The organism is Streptomyces sp. NPDC056734, assembly GCF_042790455.1.
GTDB lineage: Bacteria > Actinomycetota > Actinomycetes > Streptomycetales > Streptomycetaceae > Streptomyces.
The window spans coordinates 155,031-175,372 of the sequence record NZ_JBHTZD010000015.1; the positions used below are offsets into that span (position 1 = coordinate 155,031).

20 protein-coding genes, 2 pseudogenes and 1 riboswitch are annotated in these 20,342 nt (G+C 72.6%); of the genes and pseudogenes, 13 read left to right on the forward strand and 9 right to left on the reverse strand.

Annotated elements, in window-relative coordinates; genetic code table 11:
* Positions 1-421: 421 nt before the first annotated feature.
* Together ACFRFC_RS23480 and ppk2 are read left to right on the forward strand one after the other, a co-directional pair.
* Positions 422-811 (forward strand): STAS domain-containing protein, encoded by a 390-nt coding sequence (locus ACFRFC_RS23480; protein WP_382690549.1) that lies wholly within the window; start codon positions 422-424, stop codon positions 809-811.
* A 66-nt stretch (positions 812-877) separates the two neighbouring features.
* Entirely contained in the window at positions 878-1,681 is an 804-nt protein-coding gene (gene ppk2, locus ACFRFC_RS23485; protein ID WP_382690551.1) for a polyphosphate kinase 2, read from the forward strand.
* A gap of 168 nt (positions 1,682-1,849) precedes the next feature.
* Here the strand turns inward: ppk2 and ACFRFC_RS23490 are convergent, their stop codons facing one another.
* From ACFRFC_RS23490 to ACFRFC_RS23500, 3 genes are all read right to left on the reverse strand, one after another.
* Positions 1,850-2,728 carry a universal stress protein gene (locus tag ACFRFC_RS23490; RefSeq protein WP_382690553.1) on the reverse strand — a complete coding sequence of 293 codons (879 nt, stop codon included), beginning with the start codon at positions 2,726-2,728 and terminating at the stop codon, positions 1,850-1,852.
* Positions 2,729-2,733: 5 nt separating this feature from the next.
* Positions 2,734-3,756: a zinc-dependent alcohol dehydrogenase gene (locus ACFRFC_RS23495; protein ID WP_382690555.1), complete on the reverse strand. Its 1,023-nt coding sequence runs from the start codon at positions 3,754-3,756 to the stop codon at positions 2,734-2,736.
* 89 nt (positions 3,757-3,845) lie between these two features.
* The gene (locus tag ACFRFC_RS23500; protein WP_382690557.1) at positions 3,846-4,745 is read right to left on the reverse strand and encodes a universal stress protein; all 900 of its coding nucleotides are present in this window, start codon (positions 4,743-4,745) and stop codon (positions 3,846-3,848) included.
* 223 nt (positions 4,746-4,968) lie between these two features.
* Here ACFRFC_RS23500 and ACFRFC_RS23505 point away from each other — a divergent pair, with 223 nt between their 5' ends.
* Together ACFRFC_RS23505 and ACFRFC_RS23510 are read left to right on the forward strand one after the other, a co-directional pair.
* The gene (locus ACFRFC_RS23505) at positions 4,969-5,433 is read left to right on the forward strand and encodes a cyclic nucleotide-binding domain-containing protein (protein ID WP_382690559.1); all 465 of its coding nucleotides are present in this window, start codon (positions 4,969-4,971) and stop codon (positions 5,431-5,433) included.
* 158 nt (positions 5,434-5,591) lie between these two features.
* Positions 5,592-6,299: a response regulator gene (locus ACFRFC_RS23510; protein ID WP_382690561.1), complete on the forward strand. Its 708-nt coding sequence runs from the start codon at positions 5,592-5,594 to the stop codon at positions 6,297-6,299.
* 42 nt (positions 6,300-6,341) lie between these two features.
* On the opposite strand, the gene ACFRFC_RS23515 is transcribed toward ACFRFC_RS23510, so the two are convergent.
* Positions 6,342-7,598 carry a cytochrome P450 gene (locus ACFRFC_RS23515; protein WP_382690563.1) on the reverse strand — a complete coding sequence of 419 codons (1,257 nt, stop codon included), beginning with the start codon at positions 7,596-7,598 and terminating at the stop codon, positions 6,342-6,344.
* Between the two features lie 294 nt (positions 7,599-7,892).
* Here ACFRFC_RS23515 and ACFRFC_RS23520 point away from each other — a divergent pair, with 294 nt between their 5' ends.
* The 5 genes and pseudogenes from ACFRFC_RS23520 (at position 7,893) to metE (ending at position 13,229) form a co-directional block, all read left to right on the forward strand.
* Positions 7,893-8,108 (forward strand): methyltransferase domain-containing protein, encoded by a 216-nt coding sequence (locus tag ACFRFC_RS23520; protein ID WP_382690565.1) that lies wholly within the window; start codon positions 7,893-7,895, stop codon positions 8,106-8,108.
* Positions 8,109-8,287: 179 nt separating this feature from the next.
* Positions 8,288-9,328, forward strand: a pseudogene (locus ACFRFC_RS23525) (type III polyketide synthase); the annotation flags it as partial.
* A gap of 350 nt (positions 9,329-9,678) precedes the next feature.
* Positions 9,679-9,831: a hypothetical protein gene (locus ACFRFC_RS23530; RefSeq protein ID WP_382690567.1), complete on the forward strand. Its 153-nt coding sequence runs from the start codon at positions 9,679-9,681 to the stop codon at positions 9,829-9,831.
* Positions 9,832-9,874: 43 nt separating this feature from the next.
* Positions 9,875-10,456 (forward strand): cupin domain-containing protein, encoded by a 582-nt coding sequence (locus ACFRFC_RS23535; protein ID WP_382690569.1) that lies wholly within the window; start codon positions 9,875-9,877, stop codon positions 10,454-10,456.
* 93 nt (positions 10,457-10,549) lie between these two features.
* A riboswitch (cobalamin riboswitch) is annotated at positions 10,550-10,736 on the forward strand.
* 180 nt (positions 10,737-10,916) lie between these two features.
* Positions 10,917-13,229, forward strand: a complete 2,313-nt coding sequence (gene metE / locus ACFRFC_RS23540; protein WP_382690571.1) for a 5-methyltetrahydropteroyltriglutamate--homocysteine S-methyltransferase — start codon at positions 10,917-10,919, stop codon at positions 13,227-13,229.
* Positions 13,230-13,290: 61 nt separating this feature from the next.
* Here the strand turns inward: metE and lysA are convergent, their stop codons facing one another.
* Both lysA and ACFRFC_RS23550 read right to left on the reverse strand, forming a co-directional pair.
* On the reverse strand, positions 13,291-14,634 hold the full coding sequence (gene lysA / locus ACFRFC_RS23545) for a diaminopimelate decarboxylase (protein WP_382690573.1): 1,344 nt from the start codon (positions 14,632-14,634) through the stop codon (positions 13,291-13,293).
* Positions 14,635-14,691: 57 nt separating this feature from the next.
* The gene (locus ACFRFC_RS23550) at positions 14,692-15,090 is read right to left on the reverse strand and encodes an SAV_915 family protein (protein WP_382690575.1); all 399 of its coding nucleotides are present in this window, start codon (positions 15,088-15,090) and stop codon (positions 14,692-14,694) included.
* A gap of 398 nt (positions 15,091-15,488) precedes the next feature.
* On the opposite strand from ACFRFC_RS23550, the pseudogene ACFRFC_RS23555 reads away from it, so the two are divergent.
* Both ACFRFC_RS23555 and ACFRFC_RS23560 read left to right on the forward strand, forming a co-directional pair.
* A pseudogene (locus ACFRFC_RS23555) lies at positions 15,489-15,695 on the forward strand (hypothetical protein); the annotation flags it as partial.
* Positions 15,692-16,132 carry an SRPBCC family protein gene (locus ACFRFC_RS23560; RefSeq protein ID WP_382690577.1) on the forward strand — a complete coding sequence of 147 codons (441 nt, stop codon included), beginning with the start codon at positions 15,692-15,694 and terminating at the stop codon, positions 16,130-16,132. The pseudogene ACFRFC_RS23555 and the gene ACFRFC_RS23560, both read left to right, overlap by 4 nt.
* Positions 16,133-16,162: 30 nt before the next feature.
* Here ACFRFC_RS23560 and ACFRFC_RS23565 read toward each other — a convergent pair whose 3' ends face one another.
* Both ACFRFC_RS23565 and ACFRFC_RS23570 read right to left on the reverse strand, forming a co-directional pair.
* Positions 16,163-16,720 (reverse strand): GNAT family N-acetyltransferase, encoded by a 558-nt coding sequence (locus ACFRFC_RS23565; protein ID WP_383112651.1) that lies wholly within the window; start codon positions 16,718-16,720, stop codon positions 16,163-16,165.
* An 8-nt stretch (positions 16,721-16,728) separates the two neighbouring features.
* Positions 16,729-18,021, reverse strand: a complete 1,293-nt coding sequence (locus tag ACFRFC_RS23570; protein ID WP_382690579.1) for a hypothetical protein — start codon at positions 18,019-18,021, stop codon at positions 16,729-16,731.
* A 439-nt stretch (positions 18,022-18,460) separates the two neighbouring features.
* On the opposite strand from ACFRFC_RS23570, the gene ACFRFC_RS23575 reads away from it, so the two are divergent.
* Positions 18,461-18,865 carry a hypothetical protein gene (locus tag ACFRFC_RS23575; protein WP_382690581.1) on the forward strand — a complete coding sequence of 135 codons (405 nt, stop codon included), beginning with the start codon at positions 18,461-18,463 and terminating at the stop codon, positions 18,863-18,865.
* Complete coding sequence (locus ACFRFC_RS23580; RefSeq protein ID WP_382690582.1) at positions 18,862-19,071, forward strand: hypothetical protein; 210 nt, start codon at positions 18,862-18,864, stop codon at positions 19,069-19,071. Before ACFRFC_RS23575 ends, ACFRFC_RS23580 begins: the two co-directional genes overlap by 4 nt.
* Before the next feature lie 53 nt (positions 19,072-19,124).
* Here the strand turns inward: ACFRFC_RS23580 and ACFRFC_RS23585 are convergent, their stop codons facing one another.
* Positions 19,125-20,327 (reverse strand): XdhC family protein, encoded by a 1,203-nt coding sequence (locus tag ACFRFC_RS23585; RefSeq protein ID WP_382690584.1) that lies wholly within the window; start codon positions 20,325-20,327, stop codon positions 19,125-19,127.
* Between the last annotated feature and the right edge of the window lie 15 nt (positions 20,328-20,342).

Here is a 20,342-nt window from a genome sequence, read left to right on the forward strand (position 1 = left end):
GGGCCAAGGCCCGAAGGAGGCCAAGGCCCGAAGGAGGCCAAGGCCCGAAGGAGGCCAAGGCCCGAAGGAGGCCAAGGCCCGAAGGAGGCCAAGGCCCGAAGGAGGCCAAGGCCCGAAGGGCCAGAGCCCTCGGGCCCCGGGAGCCAGGGTTCGAGGAAGCCGGAAGCCCAGGCGCCCAAAAGGCCAGAAGGCCCGGAGGAGGAGCAGGCGCCCGGGTAGGGCCGGAGCCCAGGGCCCGGGGTAGCCCGGAGGCCCAGGCGCCCGGAAGCCGGGAAGCCCCGCAGAAGCGAAACCCCCGACGAACCGGGGCCCGGAAACACACGCCCAGGCCCCACGCCCGATGGCACGGAGTGCCGACCGGCACCCCCGCAGGGACCGTCCGGCCCTTTCGCCGGCTCGCCCGGGCCGGTTTGATCGGAGTATGTCCGAGAACCAGACGAGGCCCGCACCGCAGCCTCCGGTACGTACCGTCGGCGGGACGACGATCGTCGCGCTGTCCGGCGAGATCGACCTCGTGTCCGCGGCGCCGCTGGCGGCCCGGCTGGACGCGCTGGCCTCGGCGCCGCACCCCGATCTGGTGGTGGATCTGCGCCTGGTCTCCTTCATCGACTGCGCCGGACTCGGGGTGCTGTGCCGCACCCGCAACCGGGTCCGCGCCCGGCAGGGGCGGCTGCGGCTGATCGCCGGCGGCCGCCACTTCCTGCGGACCCTGCGCGCCGCCCAGCTCGGCGGCGTCTTCGACATCCACCCCGACCTGCCCCGGGAGCTGACCCGCCCGACGACGGAGACCGGGGTGCGCGGAACCGCGTAGGAAAGTACCGTGACGTCCACTTGATGGACGGGCATGTACGGGCATGGACGGGCAGTGGAGGGCGCAGTGGCCGGCAAGAAGAAGACGAAAGTGCCCCGCGCGGTGTACGAACAGGAACTGCTGCGGCTCCAGACCGAATTGATCAAGCTCCAGGAGTGGGTGCGCACGACGGGCGCGCGGCTGGTCGTGGTCTTCGAGGGGCGGGACGCGGCCGGCAAGGGCGGCACCATCAAGCGGGTCTCCGAGCACCTCAACCCCCGTATCGCGCGCATCGCCGCCCTGCCGAAGCCGACCGAGCGCCAGCGCACGCAGTGGTACTTCCAGCGGTACGTGGAGCATCTCCCGGCCGCCGGGGAGATCGTGCTGTTCGACCGGTCCTGGTACAACCGGGCCGGGGTCGAGCATGTGATGGGCTTCTGCACCAAGGAGGAGTACCAGCTGTTCCTGCGCCAGTGCCCGATCTTCGAGCGGATGCTGGTCGAGGACGGGATCCTGCTGCGCAAGTACTGGTTCTCGGTGAGCGACACCGAGCAGCAGGAACGCTTCCGCAAGCGGCTGGAAGACCCCCTGCGGCGCTGGAAGCTCTCCCCGATGGACCTGGAGTCGCTCACCCGCTGGGAGGCGTACTCACGGGCCAAGGACGAGATGCTGGTGCACACGGACATCACCGAGGCACCGTGGTTCGTGGTGGAGAGCGACGACAAGCGCCGGGCCCGGCTGAACATGGTCGCCCACCTGCTGGACACCGTCCCCTACCACGAGGTCCCGCCCCCGGTCCTGGAACTGCCGGAGCGCCCGGCATCCACCGGCTACCAACGCCCACCACGCGATCTCCAGACCTACGTCCCGGACCACGCGGCAAGCCGCTGACCCCCCTGACCACACCCCCGACTCTGACAACACCGCCGACTCCATCGCCGCCAGGGGCACCGATACGCCGCTACCTCCATCGCCGCCAGGGGCGCGGGGAACTGCGCGACCAGCCACGACGAACCCGCACCCGCACCCCGTCACTCCCGCCCCGTCACCCTCACCCCGTCACCCCCGCTCAGGCACCACCGCCACCGCGCAGCCCGCATGATGCAGCACCCGGTGCGCCACCCGGCCCAGCTGGAGACCGAAGGTCCTCGGTCGCCGCTTGGCGCCGACCACCACGAGGTCGGCCCCCCGCGAGGCGTCCACCAGCACACTCCGCGCGGCCCCTTCGACCGTACGGCGCCGCACGTCGAGGCCGTCCCCAAGACCATCGGGCGCACCCTTCAGCGCCTCCTCCACCGCCGCGTCCAGCTCCCGCGCCGCCCGCCGCTCACGGTGCCGGGCGGACTCCCCGGCCAGCGCCGCCGGGCTGGGGCTGCCCTGCACCGGGGCCCGCCACGCCCGTACGACATCCAGGACCGCCCCCTGACGCCGGGCCTCCTCGGCCGCGAAGCGCAGCGCCTCCGTGGAGTCCTCGCCCGCGCCCACCACGATCCGGCCCCCGCGCCCCGGCGACCCCTCGCCGCGGACCACGATCACCGGGCAGTGGGCGTGCCCGGCCACGCTCAGACTGACCGAGCCGAGCAGCGCCTCGGCGAGCCCGCTGCGGCCCCGGCTGCCGGTGACCAGCAGCGACGCGTTACGGCTCTCGCGCACCAGCGCGTACTCGGGCTCCTCCGGCACGACGTCCACGGACACCCGCAGCGCCGGATGGCGCAGCCGGGCCCGGCGGGCGGCCGAGTCCACGATGTCGCGGCCCCTCACCTCCTCGCCGGACTCACCGAGATCGTCGGCGAGGGCGTTGCCCTCGTACCGCTCCCACAGCGAGGCGTACACGACCCGCAGCTCCGCGCCGCGCAGGGCGGCCTCGTCCGCCGCCCGGTCGACCGCGTGCAGCGCGGGCTGTGAGCCGTCGACCCCGATCACGACCGGGAGTTCCATGATGGTCACCGTCCTTCCGTGAGATCGAAGACGATCCGGGCCCTGACCAGGCCGCGCAGTACGTCGTCGATCGACTGGTTGACCGAGTCCAGCGAGCGGATCTCGCTGATGACCCGGGTACGGCCGTCCGCGTGCAGCCGGAAGACCTCGGCGAGGTCCTGCCGGGTGCCGACGATCGAGCCGATGACGCTCGTGCCGTTCAGCACGGTGTCGAAGATGGGGATCTGGATGGTGCCGTGCGCGGGCAGGGCGACCATGACCAGCTTGCCGCCGCGCCGCAGCCCGGCGTTGACGGCGGCGAACGCGGACTCGTTCACCGCGAGCGCGATCGCCGCGTGCGCCCCGCCGTGGCTCCTGAGCACCTGGGCCACATCGTCCTTGCGGGCGTCGATGAGGACGTCCGCGCCGAGTCCGGCGGCGAGTTCGAGTTTCTCGTCGGTGACGTCGATCGCGGCGACCTTCGCCCCGGCGATCTTCGCGTACTGCACGGCCAGATGCCCGAGCCCACCGATCCCGGACACCGCGACCAGCTGCGCGGGCCGTACGCCCGCCACCTTGAGCGCCTTGTACGTGGTGACGCCCGCGCAGGTCAGCGGGGCGGCGTCGACGGCGCTGACCCCCTCGGGCACGGGCTGGGCGAAGTCGGCCCAGGCGAGCATCTTCTCCGCGTACCCGCCGTCGCAGCCGTACCCGGTGTTGATCTGCCGCTCGCACAGGGTCTCCCAGCCGGACAGACAGTGCTCGCAGCGTCCGCACGCCTTGCCCAGCCAGGGCACGGCGACCCGTTCGCCGACGCTCAGGTGGGTGACTCCGGCGCCGAGTTCCTCGACGAGGCCGACGCCCTCGTGGCCGGGCACGAAGGGCGGGCTGGGCTTGACCGGCCAGTCGCCGCGCGCGGCGTGGATGTCGGTGTGGCACAGCCCGGACGCCTCGACCCGGACCCGGACCTGACCGGGACCGGGCACGGGATCGGGACGGTCCTCGATGACCAGCGGTGCTCCGAAGGCCCGTACGACCGCTGCCTTCATGATGACGCTCCTCCAGTGATGGTTCGTGCTCGTGATGGTTCGTTCTCGGCTACGGGTGCCCTGTGACCGTCTGCGACTATCCGTGACCGTCAGTCGTGAGGGACGACCGCGACGGGCGCCGCGGCATGGTGCAGGACGGTCTGGGTGACCGGGCCGATGTGCGCGCCGATCGGATGACGCCGGATCCGGCGTCCGACCACGACCAGGGACGCCTGGCGGGAGGCGTCGACCAGGTGGTCGCCCGGAGTGCCGTACAGCGACTCGGCGACGACCTCGACGTCCGGGTACTTGTCGCGCCAGGGGCGCAGCAGCTCGGTCAGGGCACCGGCCTCCTCCTGGGCCAGCGAGCCGTGGAAGGCGGGGTCCAGGGCCAGGGCGTAGACGTGGTACGGGGGAGGGTTCCAGCCATGGACGACCCGCAGGGCGGTGCCCCGGCGCTCGGCGGCGGCGAAGGCGAACTCGATCGTCGCGGTGTCCGTGGACCGGAGGTCCAGGCCGAGGACGACGGGCCGGAACGGGGTCGCCGCCGACGGGATGCCGACCGGGTCGCTCTCGTGCTCGGCGGCGGCCTGCTGCCCGGCCCGGACCAGCACGACCGGACGCCGGGTCCGCGCCACGACGGCCTGCCCGACCGAGCCGACCATGAAGCCGCCGATCCCGCTGAGCCCCCGGGAGCCGAGCACCAGCAGTTCGGCGTCGTCCGCGGCGGCGGCGAGGGCCTCGGCGGGACGGCCGGGGTACTGCTCGGTGGTGACGGGCAGCCCCGGGTGCCGCAGCCGGATGCCCTCGGCCGCCTCCCGGGGGACGCGCTCGCTCCAGTGCGCCTGGGTCTCCGCGGCGGGGAACGCCGCCCGTGGCTCGGGCACCGGCTCCCACACATGCACCACCTTCAGCGGCGCACCGAGCAACCGCGCCTCACGAGCCGCCCATTCACCCGCCGCCCGGCTCTCCCGGGAACCGTCGAGCCCGACGATGACGGGGCGTGTCATGACGTCCACCTCCTGGCACCTCTTGGTTTTCCGCTCCCTCCAGCCTGGCCCCCGGGCCCGCCACCCGGCAGGGGCCGGAGGTCCCCGCCGGGGGCCGAACGGCCCGGGGTGGGTGCGGGCGGCCGGGACGAGTGGCCCATGGCCGTGGGGACACCGGCAGGCGCACTCTGGTAGAGGCAGCCCCACTGCCGGCGGCTGCGCCCCACCGGGTCGGGAGGCAACGATGACCACCACCGCCACACCCAGCACGCTGCGCGCCCTGCACATCGATCACCGGCAGCGGCTGATGAGTGTCGCCCGAGAGGTGTCCTTCGACCAGGGCACCCGGCTCTTCGAGGAGGGCGGCCACGCCGACCGGTTCTGGATCATCCGTACCGGCACGGTCGAACTCGATCTGCATGTGCCCGGCCGCCGCGCCGCCGTGATCGAGACCCTGCGGCACAACGAACTCGTCGGCTGGTCCTGGCTGTTCACCCCGCATGTGTGGCATCTGGGCGCGGAGGCGATGACGCCCGTACGGGCGTACGAGTTCGACGCCACCGCCGTCCGCGCGATGGGCGACGACGACCCCGCGCTGGGCCGCGCGATCGCCCAGTGGGTCGGCGACGTCCTCGCCCACCGGCTGCACGCGGCCCGCACCCGCCTCCTGGACCTGTACGCCCCGTACGGCGCGGGCAACCGGCTGTGACCGCCGAATGATCCGGGAGTGATCCGGTACCGCGGACGGGAGTGGGGCCGGTCGGCCCTGGTCCGTACGGCCCCCGCGCGCGATGATCGGGAGTGCCACGACATCACGAGGAGCCCGCGCCCCGTCGGCGACCGGGGAATGCCACACAAGGGGTCGTCATGCCCGACACACACACCTTCACCTTCACCGAACAGGACCCGATCCGGGTCTTCCTGCTCGACGACCACGAGGTCGTACGGCGGGGTCTGACCGATCTGCTCGACGCCGAACCGGACATCTCGGTCGTCGGCGACGCCGACAGCGTGCGGCAGGCGCTGGTCCGGGGCCCGGCCCTGCGTCCGCACGTGGCCGTGCTGGACGTACGGCTCCCGGACGGCGACGGCATCACGGTCTGCCGTGAGCTGCGCAGCCGGATGCCGGAGCTGGCCTGTCTGATGCTGACGTCGTTCGACGACGAGGACGCGCTGCTCGACGCGATCATGGCGGGGGCGTCGGGGTACGTCCTCAAGCAGATCAAGGGCTCCGACCTGATCTCGGCGGTCCGCACGGTCGCCTCCGGGCAGTCCATGCTGGACCCCGCGACCACGGCCCGGCTGATGCGCTCCCTGCGCGCCGACCCCGCCGAGACCCCGGCCCTCGCCCCCGAACTCGCCGGTCTCTCCCCCCGTGAGCGCGAGATCCTCGCCCTCATCGGGGACGGCCTCACCAACCGCGAGATCGGCAAGAAGCTCTACCTCTCCGAGAAGACCATCAAGAACCACATCTCCCGCCTCCTCGCCAAACTGGGCGTCCAGCGACGCGTCCAGGCGGCGGTGCTGGCCTCGCAGCTGGACGCTCCGGAGCCGGGGGGACGGGAGACGCGGTAGGGCCCCCTCCGGTCCTCGGAGGACACCGGCTCGGAGCGGACCTCACCCACCCACCGGATCCCCCAGATGCACCGGCAGTTCCCGGTGCCCGTTGCTGATCATGGAGCCCAGGGGGCGCAGACGGTCGGGCGGGACGGCGAGGCGGAGGCCGGGGTAGCGGGTGAAGAGCTGGCGGAGGAGTTCGGCTACCTCCATACGGGCCAGGGGGGCGCCCAGGCAGAAGTGGACGCCGTGGCCGAAGGCCATGTGGTCCTTGTGGGGGCGGGTGACGTCGAAGGTGTCGGCGTCAGCACCGTGCCAGTCGGGGTGGCGGTTGGCGGCACCGTAGGCGGGGAGGATGGCCTCGCCCTGCCGTATGGTCCGGCCGTCGGGGAGCGGTATGTCCCGGACGGCGAAGCGCAGGGGCAGTATCCGCAGGGCCGGGGTGAGCCTCAGGGTCTCCTCGACCACATCCGCCCAGCCCGCCTCACCGCCCCGGACGCGGTCGAGTTCGCCGGGGTGGGTGAGCATCGAGACGATGGCCTCGTCGATGACGTTGACCGTCGTCTCGTAGCCCGCGCTGATCATCAGGATGAGGGTGTCGCGCAGTTCCAGGTCGGTGAAGGCGCTGTCGGTCTCCTCGTCGCGGGTCGAGATGAGCAGCGAGGTCATGTCGTCGCCCGGCGCACCGCGTTTGGCGGCGACGAGATCGGCGGCGAGCGCGAAGAGCCGCGCGCTGTTGGCGGCGGCCTGCTCCTGGGTGAGCGTGGTGTCGAAGATGCCGTCGACCACCGTGCGGAAGTGCAGCGTCTCTTCGTCCGGCACGCCCAGGAGATGGCTGAGCAGGGTGATGGGGAGGGGGTAGGCCAGCCGCTCGCGCAGGTCGATCCGCCCGTCCCCGGAGCCCTCCCCGTCATCGGCGCCGCTCCCGGCCGCCAGGTCGTCGATCAGTGCGGTGACCATGCGCGCGACGATGGGGGCGAGTTCCGCTGTCCGGCGGCGGCTGAACGCGGGGGCGACCATCCGGCGGAGCCTTCGGTGGTCGCCGCCGTACGCGGTGAACATGTTCTTCACCGCTATCCACAGGGCCAGCGGCCAGGTGGCGACCGTCCGTTCGTAGTCCGGCCAGTGCGCCCGGCCGTCCTTGGAGACATCGGGGCTGGTCAGCAGGTGCTTGAGCAGGGCGGGATCGGCGACCGACCACGCGGTCACCCCGAGGACGTCGACGCGGGTGGCGGATCCGGCGGCGCGCAGCGTGCGGTACTCCGACTGCCAGCCGGTGCCGTGGGGGTCCAGGACGAGGGGAGGGTGCTGCCGCATGGGGCTCCCTGGGTCGTTGGCCGGCCCCGGGCGGGACCGGCGTGGCGGATGGACCGGAACGACTGGGAGTGACTGTGCCCATCGGCTCCCCGGCGCAGGGGTCGCCTCGGGCGGTTCGGGCCGGAAAGGGACCCTTTCGGGCAACCGGAAGTGCGCATTCACGTACGCGTTCCCGGGCGGGCGCCCCTCGACGAGCGGGCCGGAACCCGGAAGCGTCTCGCGGGTCCACGCGGATGCGGTCAGCTTCTTGCCCCCTCGCCTGTCCAAGCTCTTTTCCGTGACCGACGGGCTGCCTTGCCGGTTCTCGCAGCCCAGGGGCTGTCCGCCGGTCTTCACGTCGCCCACGCCGGACGTCTGCCTTTCGCCGACGCTTCCTTCGACCATGTGCGGATGATGTGGACCCTGGAGCATCTGACCGAGAACAGCGGTACGGGACGAGCGGCGAGCGGGCGGCCGACGCTCCCGGTGGTGCCGGTGACGAGGACGGTCGTGGAGGGCGAATTCCGTTGACCGCCAGCGCGTGCCCCGGCCCGGTCCGGGGATTCGCGCCCCTTCATACCCACTCGTACACCCATCTCACGCCATCGGGTGCGTTTAGTGTGCTTGTCGCATGTTCCAAGGACATGACGGGCAAGGACCGGTCTGCCGAGACGGATCTCTGTAGCGGATCATCTCTGAAGGGGGAAACCATGCCTGTACTGTGCCGCCCCGCGGTAGCCGTACCCGAGTACACGATCACTCATGAACAGACCTTGGGTCTGGCCCGCTCCTTGTACGCCGGGCACGAGCAACTACCGCTCGCGCTACGGCTGATCGGCAACACCGGGGTCCAGAAGCGCCACATCGTGCAGCCGCTGGAGCGCACGCTCAGGCATCCGGGCCTGGAGGCCCGTAACGCGACGTACGAGGCCGAGGCGAAGGCCCGCGTCCCCGAGGTGGTCGAGCGGGCCCTCAAGCACGCCGGGCTCGGACCACGCGACATCGATCTGATCATCTATGTGTCGTGCACGGGCTTCATGATGCCCTCGCTGACGGCGTGGATGATCAACACACTGGGGTTCCGGTACGACTGCCGGCAGATCCCCATCGCCCAGCTCGGGTGCGCGGCGGGCGGCGCCGCCATCAACCGGGCGCACGACTTCTGCCAGGCCCATCCCGGCTCCAACGCCCTCATCGTGGCCTGCGAGTTCTGCTCCCTGTGCTACCAGCCCACCGATCTGACGGTGGGCAACATGCTGTCCAACGGGCTGTTCGGCGACGCGGTGGCCGCCGCCGTGGTCCGCGGCTCGGGCGGCACCGGCATCGAGCTGGAGGTGAACGGCTCGTATCTGGTGCCGGACAGCGAGGACTGGATCGCCTACCGGGTACGGCCCACGGGCTTCCACTTCCAGCTCGACCGGCGGGTCCCGGGCACCATGGAGCAGCTGGCCCCGGCACTGTCCGCGCTGGCCGCCCGGCACCGGCGGGACGCCAGCGCGCAGAACTTCTATCTCATCCACGCGGGCGGGCCGCGCATCCTGGACGACCTGAGTCACTATCTCGCGGTGCCGCCGGAGATGTTCCGCTTCAGCCGGGCCACGCTGGCCGAGTACGGGAACATCGCGAGCGCGGTCGTCCTGGACGCGCTGCGCCGGCTGTTCGAGGAGGGCGGCTGCGCGCCGGGGGCGTCGGGGATGATCGCCGGGTTCGGGCCGGGCATCACCGCCGAGATCTCGATGGGCCGCTGGACCACCGACAGCCCCGAGGGCACGGCGGAGACGGGGGCCGGGTCGGGCGTCACGGCGGACACCGCGGTCGTCGTCGAGGCCGCCGCACGGACCGCCGCCGCCACCGCCGCACGGACCGCCGCCACCGCCGCCGCGCGGTCGGCAGCCGCCCCCGCCCCCTCCACCACCTCCGCCTCCGCCGCCACCGCCGTGCCGGTCGACGCAGCCCACGCCGTGGGCGCCACCGCCCCGGCTCCCGCCGGTCCCCCGCCCGAGGTGCCCGAGCGGGTGGTCCCCGTCGCCGCGGTGCGGGTCCGCGCGCAGGCCCCGGCGCCCGCTGCCGGCACCGCCTCGGTGTCCACGGAGGGCCCGTCATGACCCCGGCCGCGCTCACCGGCCGGCCGACGCGTGTCCGGGCCGTACCGGGGCTGACCGGCCCGGACCTCGATCCGCCGCCCGCCCGGCTGCCGCACGGGGAGCCGGGCGCCCTGGTCCGCGGGCCCGAGTCCCTGCCGGTGACCCGGTGAGCGGGACCCGGGCCCCCGCCGGCGACCCGGCGAGCGGAGGGCGATGACGGCGGCGCACACGGTTCCCGGACCGCTGCTGGTGCCGCCCGGCCGGGGCCGGACCGTGACGGTCGCCGCCCAGGAGGTGACCTTCAAGGTGACCGGCGAGCACTCCCGGGCGGCCTCCACCTTCGAGGTCGTCGTGCCGCCCGGGTTCGATGTCGGCGCCCATACCCACACCCACAGCGAGGAGTTGTTCTACGTCATCGAGGGCGAGCTGGAGGTACTGGCCTTCGAGCCGCTCGTACGGTCCCCGGAGCACTGGCGGGAGTGGGAGTCGGCCGCCGGTGAGCGGGCCGTGCGGGCGGGGCCCGGCACCTTGCTGTTCGTGCCGCCGGGCTGCCCGCACGCCTTCGCCAACACCGGCCGCACACCGGCCAGGGTGCTGTTCCAGGCCGCCCCGCCCCCGGCCCACGAGCGGTACTTCGAGGAACTGCTGGAGATCCTCGCCCCGGGCGGTGAGGTCGATGACCCGGCGATCGCCGCACTGCGGCTGCGCTACGACGTCCACCAGCTGACCCCGCTGCGCTACGAGCCGCCCGAGGGCCCCGGGAAGCCGGAAGGGAGGACGAAGAAGGCTCCCTGAGCGCGGATCACCCGCTCCCCTGCCGTGCCCGCTCCCCCGGGCACGGCACGGGTGTCCCCCGGCGCATCGAGCGGTTAGGGTGGCCTGTGCAGCTGGTTCGCCCCGTCAGCCAGGCGGGATGCGTCGTAAGAGGGAACCCGGTGGGAATCCGGGACTGCCCCGCAGCGGTGAGCGGGAACGACCGCCGTCATACGCACTGGGCCCGGCCGGGCCTGGGAAGCGACGGCCAGTAGGTGACCTGACGTCGTCAGGACGTGCCCGTGAGTCCGAAGACCTGCCACTGCCCGCGCGCGGACCTCCGTGCGCGGACTCCCGGTGACCTCGTGGGCGGGTCGGCGTACGTACCAGGCGGATGACCGCGCCGCAGCGCGCCAAGTCGATGTCCCGCCCGGTCCGGCACCCTTCGCGTCCTCGTCCCGTTCCCGGGATCTCAGGGATTCATCTCGCGAAGGAGATCTCCGTGACAGCCAAGTCCGCAGCCGCGGCGGCACGGGCGACCGTGTACGGCTACCCCCGTCAGGGACCGCGCCGGGAACTGAAGAAGGCCATCGAGGGCTACTGGAAGGGCCGGGTCGGCGCCGACGAACTGCGCGCCACCGCCGCCGGGCTCCGCGGCGACAACTGGCGGCGGCTGGCAGAGGCCGGCATCGCCGAGGTCCCCACCGGTGACTTCAGTTACTACGACCATGTGCTCGACACGACCGTGATGGTCGGCGCGATCCCCGCCCGGCACCGCGAGGCGGTGGCCGCCGACGCCCTGGACGGGTACTTCGCGATGGCGCGCGGCACGCAGGACGTGGCGCCGCTGGAGATGACGAAGTGGTTCGACACGAACTACCACTATCTGGTCCCCGAGCTGGGCCCGGACACCGTCTTCACCGCCGACTCCGCCAAGCAGGTCACCGAGCTGAAAGAAGCCCTCGCCCTCGGTCCGGCCGCCCGTCCGGTGCTGGTGGGCCCGGTCACCTACCTCCTGCTCGCCAAGCCCGCGCCGGGCGTGCCCGCGGGCTTCGACCCGCTGACCCTGCTGGACCGGCTGCTCCCGGTGTACGCCGAGGTCCTCGCCGACCTGCACGCGGCGGGCGCCGAGTGGGCGCAGCTGGACGAGCCCGCCCTGGTCGCGGACCGCACCCCGGCCGAACTGAACGCCGCCGCCCGCGCCTACCGGGACCTCGGCGCCCTCGCCGACCGGCCGAAGCTGCTGGTGGCGTCGTACTTCGACCGGCTGGGCGAGGCGCTGCCGGTGCTGGCGAAGGCACCGGTGGAGGGGCTCGCCCTGGACTTCACGGAGTCGGCCGCCGCGAACCTCGACGCGCTCGCCGCGGTCGGCGGACTGCCGGGCAAGCGGCTGGTGGCGGGTGTGGTCAACGGCCGCAACATCTGGGTCAACGACCTGACGGCGTCCCTCTCCGTCCTGGGCACGCTGCTCGGTCTCGCCGACCAGGTGGACGTGGCCGCGTCCTGCTCGCTCCTCCATGTGCCTTTGGACACTGCCCTGGAGCGGGACATCGAGCCGCAGGTACGGCGCTGGCTCGCGTTCGCGCGGCAGAAGACCGCGGAGATCGTCACCCTCGCCGAGGGCCTGACCCGGGGCACGGACGCCATCGCCGCGCAACTGGCCGCCAACCGGGCCGACCTGGCCTCCCGCGCGCTCTCGCCGATCACCCGCGACCCGGCCGTGCGCGCCCGCGCCGCCGCCGTCACGGACTCCGACGCCCGCCGCTCCCGGCCGTACCCCGAGCGGGCCGCCGCCCAGCGCGCCCACCTGGGCCTGCCCCTGCTGCCGACGACGACGATCGGCTCGTTCCCGCAGACCGCCGAACTGCGCACCGCCCGCGCGGAACTGCGGGCGGGCCGGATCGGCACGGCGGCCTACGAGGAGCGCATCAGGGCCGAGATCCAGGAGGTCATCGCCTTCCAGGAGAAGACCGGCCTGGACGTCCTGGTGCACGGCGAGCCCGAACGCAACGACATGGTCCAGTACTTCGCCGAGCAGCTCACCGGCTATCTCGCCACCCAGCACGGCTGGGTCCAGTCCTACGGCACCCGGTACGTCCGCCCGCCGATCCTGGCCGGGGACATCTCCCGTCCCGAGCCGATGACCGTGCGCTGGACGACGTACGCCCAGTCGCTCACCCACCGCCCGGTCAAGGGCATGCTGACCGGCCCGGTCACCATGCTGGCCTGGTCGTTCGTACGGGACGACCAGCCGCGCGGCGAGAGTGCCCGGCAGGTGGCGCTGGCCCTGCGCGACGAGGTGGCCGACCTGGAGGCGGCCGGCACGTCCGTCATCCAGGTCGACGAACCCGCGCTGCGCGAGACGCTGCCGCTGCGCGCCGCCGACCGGCCGGGCTATCTGGCGTGGGCGACGGAGGCGTTCCGGCTGACGACCGCCGGGGTCCGCCCGGACACCCAGATCCATACCCATATGTGCTACGCCGAGTTCGGTGACATCGTGCGGGCCATCGACGACCTCGACGCCGATGTCATCAGCCTGGAGGCGGCCCGCTCACACATGCAGGTGGCCCGTGAACTGGCCGCGCACGGCTATCCCCGGGAGGCCGGGCCGGGCGTGTACGACATCCACTCCCCGCGCGTACCGGGCACCGCCGAGGCGGCGGCGCTGCTGCGCGAGGGCCTCCGGGCGATCCCGGCCGAACGCCTGTGGGTGAACCCCGACTGCGGTCTGAAGACCCGCGGCTGGCCGGAGACCCGGGCGTCACTGGAGAACCTGGTGGCGGCGGCGCGGACGGTGCGGGGGGAGCTGGCCTGAGGTAGGGAGGGGAAGGGGGGAATCCCGCTCACGCCAGGGACCCTCCCCTTCCCCTGGGGGGTCACAGGCCCACATCCCGGGCGCGGATGTCGTCCAGGGACTCGCGGCGGACCAGCAGGCGGGCGTGGCCGTCCGCGACGGCGGCGACGGGTGGGCGGCCGACGAGGTTGTAGCCGGAGGCCATGGACAGGTGGTAGGCGCCGGCCACCGGGACGGCGAGGAGGTCGCCGGGGCGGATGTCCTCGGGGAGTTCGACGTCGGCGGCGAGGATGTCGCCCGCCTCGCAGTGCCGGCCGACGACGGTGACCGGGGCCGGGGCGCCGCCCGCCCGGCCGATCAGCCGGGGCGCGTACCGGACGCCGTACAGGGCGGGGCGCGGGTTGTCGCTCATGCCGCCGTCGACGGCGACGTAGGTGTGCGAGCCGGTGTTCTTGACGGAGAGCACGTGGTAGAGCGCGATGCCGGCGGGGCCCGCGATGGCCCGGCCGGGTTCGATGATCAGGCGCGGGACGGGCAGGCCGGCGGCCGTGCACGCCTCGGTGAGTTCGGTGCGGACCTTGCGGGCGAGGGCGGTGAGGTCGAGGGCGGGTTCGCCGGGGCGGTAGGCGATGCCGTGGCCGCCGCCGAGGTCGAGTTCGGGCAGGGTGATGCCGTGCTGGCGGTGCAGCCGGGCCATCAGGCCGACGAGGCGGCGGACGGCGGCGAGGTAGGGCTTGACGCTGGTGATCTGGGAGCCCAGGTGGCAGTGCAGGCCGGTGAGTTCGAGCTGGGGCTGGTCGAGGATGCGGGCGATGGCGTGCTGGGCGTAGCCGTCGGAGATGGACAGCCCGAACTTCTGGTCCTCGGTGCCGGTACGGATCTTCTCGTGGCCGCCCGCCGAGATGCCGGGGACGACCCGGACCATGACCTTCTGGTGGCCGTCGGGTCCGACGGCGGCGGCGAGGCGGGCGATCTCGGAGGGGCTGTCGATGACGACCCGGCCGACGCCGAGCCGGAGCGCGGTCTCCAGGTCACGGGGTGACTTGGCGTTGCCGTGCAGCACGATCCGCTCGGCGGGGAAGCCGGTGGTGACGGCGAGTTCCAGCTCACCGGCGGAGCAGACGTCGAGCCCCAGCCCTTCTTCCTCCGCCCAGTGGGCCATGGCCCGGCACAGGAACGCCTTGGCCGCGTAGAGGATCTCGGCGTCCGGGAAGGCGTGCCGGTAGGTGCGGCAGCGGTCGCGCACCTCGGCCTCGTCCAGGACGTACACGGGTGTGCCGAAGCGGTCGGCGACCTCGGTGAGCGCCACCCCGCCGACGGCGACCTCGCCGGGCCGGGTCTCGGTGGTGGAGCCGGGCCATACGGACAGGGAGCCGGGCGTGGGGGTGGAGGCAGCGGCGGCGACGGTGTCGTGGACGGTGGTCATGGGTGTTTCCCCCTCGGTCGATCTCAGTCGGTCTCGGTCGGTCTCAGCCGATCGATCTCAGTCGATCCAGAACGCGAGCGCGGACACGAGCGCGGCGGCGCCGGTGAGCCTCAGGACGGCGGGCGGGCCGACGGCGCGGCGGGCCTTGGACGGCCGGGGCGTGGTGGCCGGGGCGGGGGCCGAGAGCTGGGGATCGACGGTGAGGGCCGTGACGCCCAGCGGTTCGGAGAGCGCGCGCAGCGCGGGTTCGGCGAGCCGGATCCACGGCTGTCCGGCGCCGAGGGTGGCCGTCAGCCGCCGCTCGGAGGTGAAGGCGACGGCCGTACGGTCGCCCAGCGGGGTGCGGAAGAACCGGGCCGCGCACCCGGAAGGTCCCGGACGGACCGGAACGTACAGCGGTCCGCCCGGGAATCGATCGGAGGGCTCCGGGTCGTCGTCACACCGGGTGTCTGCCATGGCTGCCTCCTGGAGGCCGTGCTCGGTCGGTCGAAGCGGTGAGCGCCCCGTACGCGGGGAGGCGGCCGGGGCTCATCGCCGACGCTACGCCCGGGGAACGGGGGGTGAGGACGGCTCCTGACGCGATGCTGACGGTGAGGGGCGGGACGTATACGGGTTGCTGACGGCGGCCGGTGCGTGGGCCCTCCGGGGGCCTTGAGGATGTCGGGCCACTGGGCGGAGATGCGCCCGGACCGGCGGCGTCGAAGGCGAGCCGGACGCCCGTGACCGGCTGAGGTTGCCACGGGCGGTTCGGTCCGGGCCCTGGGTCACCACATAGGCACGGATTCCCACTTCCCCCGCCTATCCCCCGTTCCGCCCCGCCTCGCCTCGCCCCTCCCCTCCCCTCCCCTCCCGAGCGTGACGGGATCATCCTTTCGCACGACATCTGCGACGGGACCGTCCCGGCGGTGCCGGGGATCATCGGCGCCCTCAAGGGACGCGGATACGTCTTCGTGACCGTCCCTCAGCTGCTCGCGCCGGGCGAGGCCGAGCCGGGCAAGGTCTACCGGCAGGACGCGGCGGCCCCGGGCGGCGCCGCGCGGCTGCCTAGGATCGGACCGTGATCACGTTCCAGCTCGAACGCACGGCACCGCTCCCGATGGACGAGACCTGGCGCCGGCTCACCGACTGGCCCCGGCACGGGGCGGCCGTCCCGCTCACCCGGGTCTCGGTGCTCACCGCGCCGCCCACCCGCGAGGGCACGGTCCTCGTGGCCCGCTCCGGCATCGGGCCGCTCCGCTTCGACGACCGCATGGAGATCACGCGCTGGCAGCCGCCGGACGCGGACACCCCGGGCCGCTGCCGCCTCGACAAACGCGGCCGGGTGGTACGCGGCTGGGCGGAGATCGAGGTCCACCCCGGCCCGGGAGGCCGCACCCGCGTCCTGTGGCGGGAGCAACTCGGCGTCCGCTTCCTGCCGGACCTCTTCGACCCGCTGCTGGAACGGACGGCACGGGCGGTGTTCGGGCGGGCGGTGAATCGGTTGCTGAGGACGGAGTGACGCCACGTCTCCCGCACGCGCGGGGCGCGCTCAGCGCAGTTCGAGCAGCATCACGTCATGAAGGTCCGCGCCTCGCCACGGGCGCGCCTCACCGACCTTCCGGTATCCCCAGGCCCGATAGGCGGCCGACGCCGCCGCGCTGCCCGGGTGGACGTTGAGCAGCACCCGCTCGGCACCGATGCCGTCGAGCAGGGTCGCGTGCAGGCACCGCGCGACGCCTTGCCCACGCCAAGCCGGGCACACGGCGAGTTCCATGAGCCCGAAGGTGCGGCGCCCGTCCTCGCGTCGCCGCTCCTCGGGCACGGGCTCGGTCAGCTGGTCCCACCACCGAGTGTCGGGGCCCAGCGCAAAGCCGTACGCCATGCCGACCGGCTCACCGTCCTCGCTACGGACGGCCAGGGCGGCGCGGAAGGTGCCTTTGCGCGCCTGGGAGCGAAACCGGCGGAAGGCTTCCGCGACGTCGTCCGGGCCCTCCTGATACGGCGGTTCCGCGAACGCCTCCGCGTAGACCCGCCGGAACGAGTCCTCGGCGTGCGCGGCGGCCGGTCCGTCCATGAGTTCCACCCGGACTGCCCCTTGTTGTGTCATGTGGTGCGTCATGTGACGGCCCCTCCGACGGCCTCACGGATGCGCTCGCCGCATTCGCGGGCAGCAGCGCTGTCGGCCTTGGCCGCGGCCCCCTCAAACTCCCGGATCCTGCCCATCAGCCGCGGTGAGGAGATCCCGCCGCACACATCGAGAACGGCGCTCATCTCCGCGCACGCTTCTTCGATCTCCCCGGCGTCAAGGAGTACCTTCGCAAGTTTCACACGGTACGAGGCACTGTTGCGGGCGAGGTCGCCGCCGATGCCGCGGACAGCAGCGCGCAGGAACGGCACGGCGCGTTTGGGCTGCTCGGCCCGCACATACATATCCGCCGTGGCGTAGTCGACCTCGAACGGGCCCACGAATTGGGCCCAGTTGGGAACTTCGGCGTCCGTGTCCACGCGTCCCTGGTGACTGACGGCCCGGCTCAGGGCACGGCGAGCCCCGGACAAGTCTCCCGTGTGGGTAGCCACGTTGGCATCGCGGAGCGCAATCACCAGGTGCACCGTGTGTCCGGCACTCGCGCGCGTGGCGAGCCGGCAGGCGTTCTCGACCGCGCTCGCGGCCTCCCATGCCCGGTCTGCCTTGATCGCGAGGAGCACAAGCGTCTCCAGCACGGAGACCTGCAACAGCGGGTTGTCCACGAGCTGCGCCGCCACGAGAGCTTCCATGCAAGCGGCGCGCCCCTGATCGATACGTCCGCCGTCGTAGCCGTACCACGCCCGGTGACCGTGCAGTTCGGCGAGCATCGTCTGTAGCTCATGGCCGATGCGGCTGGTGTAAGAAGCGGCCCCGAGGGCACCCGTGATCTGGCTCTCGATACGGCTCGCCTGCGTCATGGCAGGAACGCTGCCCGCTGTGTGGTCCGTCTGGTATAGGCCGTCGAGCCTCGCACGCAGCCGGTCGATGTCTGCGGAGCCGATCCTCGGGCCCGGTCGGGCAGGAACAAGGGCGGCCACGGCAAGCGCACCGGCGTCGGCGACAAACGTCCTCCGCTTCACCTCTTCAGGGTCGCTGATCGGCGCCGAGATCGTCACACGATGTGCGGGGACATCGAACCCCATCTCGGCGAGCGGTACGCCGAACATCGCCTCCAGCACGATCTGCTGACTCGGGTGAGGGAGCGGTGGGGGCATCTCGCGCTCCCAACGGCGGAGCTGCCGCACGCTTACCGACGCGTCGACACCGAGACGTGCGGATTCCCGTGCGAACGCCGTCACGAAGGACGCCTGTGTGTATCCGGCGACCTGACGTAACCGCGCCAGTCCGCTTACGCCCATGCCCGCCACGCGCTTTCCCTTCACGACCGCAGCCTTTCTCTCACGGTAGCGACTTGGCCTCCGCGCCAAACGGGAAAACGTCCGCCAAAACGTCCGGTCGTCCGTTGCCCGCTCTTCCGCCCGAGCCGATGAACTGGTCCTACGCCACTTCAGCACCCGTTGCGAGCTGCGGAGAGGACGACCCTGTGCCGCCCCCGCCGGCTCCTTCCCCGCCGTCAGCCCTTGAGGAGAGAGCAAAAACGATGCAGGACAACCCCGCTTGGACCCGCAACCTCAACGAGCCGAAGCTGTTGAAGGGAACGCGAGCGCTCAGCTCGGGCTCCTTGGTCATCCCCGCCCCACCTAGGCGGGGGAGCCTGTTCGGACACCTGCCGCAGGCGATGCCGGGGGGTGCGGAGTGATCTGGCCGATCACACCGCCCCGTCCCCTTCTCCGTCCCCGGGTGTGTGGTGCCACCGCGCTGATGCCCGCCGATCTCATCGCGGCCATGTTCGCGTCGATCTCCGACTCCAGTGCCCCCGGCAACGTGCGGCCGGTGCTGCGCTGTCTGCTTCAGGAGCACTCCGCGGGGCGTCACCATGACCTGGTGTGGGAGCTGGAGGATGCGAGCAAGGGTGAGGTGTGGGCCCAGTGGGCTGACGGGCGGCGTCCCGATGCCTTTTTGGTCGTGCCCGACTGCAACACCCTGTCAGGCCCGACCCCGAAGGACGAGGCGTGCATCCTGTACGCCGGTCATCCGGGGTGCCACACCTGGCAGTACACCGACCCCGAGCACGAAGCTATCGAGAACAGCCCGGAGTTCCAGCGGGCACTCTCCGACGTCCTCAAGGCCGTAGTCCAGCACACCCCTGAGGAGGGCACGCGGTGAACGCCGGTACCCCACCCGCCCCGGGCACCTCCCACCTGACCATCGAGACCTACCGCATCCGCCCCGACGGCCAACGCGTCGACCACACCCAGCGACGGACCTACCACCCCGGACCCGGCCCGCTCACCCTCGCCGACACCCTCCGCTGGCCCCCCTGCCGCTGCCCCCGCTGCCGCACCGGCGAGGGACCACCCGGCATTCGGTAGCTGCCCTCCTCAGGGGTGTGGATGCGACGAGGCGAAGCAGGGCCTGCGCGGGCTCACGCCACCGACCCGATCCGCCCCGCCCGTGTCGCCCCCGGCGTGTCATGGTGGATCGGCGTGTGTGCCCCGGTGAGGGGCGCGCCCGTGCCGCCGTGGCGGGTCGCGATGATCTCCGCTGCGATGGACAGGGCCGTCTCCTCGGGGGTGCGGGCGCCCAGGTCCAGGCCGATCGGGGAGTGCAGGCGGGTCAGTTCCAGGTCGGTGACGCCGGTCGCGCGCAGGCGTTCGGTGCGGTCCAGGTGGGTGCGGCGTGAGCCCATCGCGCCGATGTACGCGACCGGCAGCCGCAGCGCGAGCCGTAGCAGGGGTATGTCGAACTTGGCGTCGTGGGTCAGGACGCACAGCACCGTCCGGGCGTCCACGGGCGTGGACTCCAGGTAGCGGTGCGGCCAGTCGACCACGATCTCGTGGGCCTCGGGGAAGCGGGCCCGGGTGGCGAACACCGGGCGGGCGTCGCACACCGTGACCCGGTAGCCGAGGAAGGCGCCGACGCGTACGAGTGCCGACGCGAAGTCGATCGCGCCGAAGACGATCATCCGGGGCGGCGGCACCGACGACTCGATCAGCACGGTCAGCGGGGCGCCGCAGCGTGAGCCCCGGGCGCCGATCTCCAGGGTGCCGGTGCGGCCGGCGTCCAGGAAGGCGCGGGCCTCGGCGGCGATCGTGCGGTCCAGTTCGGGATGGGCGCCGAAGCCGCCGTCGTACGTACCGTCGTAGGAGCCGCCCACGGAGGAGCCGTCGTCGCCCTCGTGCGAGCCCTTGGGGCGGATCAGCAGTGCCCGGCCCCGCAGTTCCGGTGGGCCGGAGACGATCCGTGCCAGCGCCGCCGGCTCCCCTCGTGCTGCGGCACCGAGCGCGGACGCCAGCACCGGCCGGGCGGGGTCCGCCGCCCGTACCGGCACGACGAGGATGTCGATGACGCCGCCGCAGGTCAGGCCGACCGCGAAGGCGTCGTCGTCGCTGTATCCGAAGCGCTCCAGGACCGGCTCACCGTCCTTCAGCGCCTGTCCGCACAGTTCGTGGACCGCGCCCTCCACACAGCCCCCGGAGACGGAGCCGATGGCCGTGCCGTCGGAGTCCACCGCGAGGGCGGCGCCGGGGACGCGCGGGGCGCTGCCGCTTACGGCCACCACCGTCGCGACGGCGAAGTCACGGCCCTGCTCGACCCACCGGCTGAGTTCTTCGGCGATCTCCAGCATCTGTCGGTCTCCTTT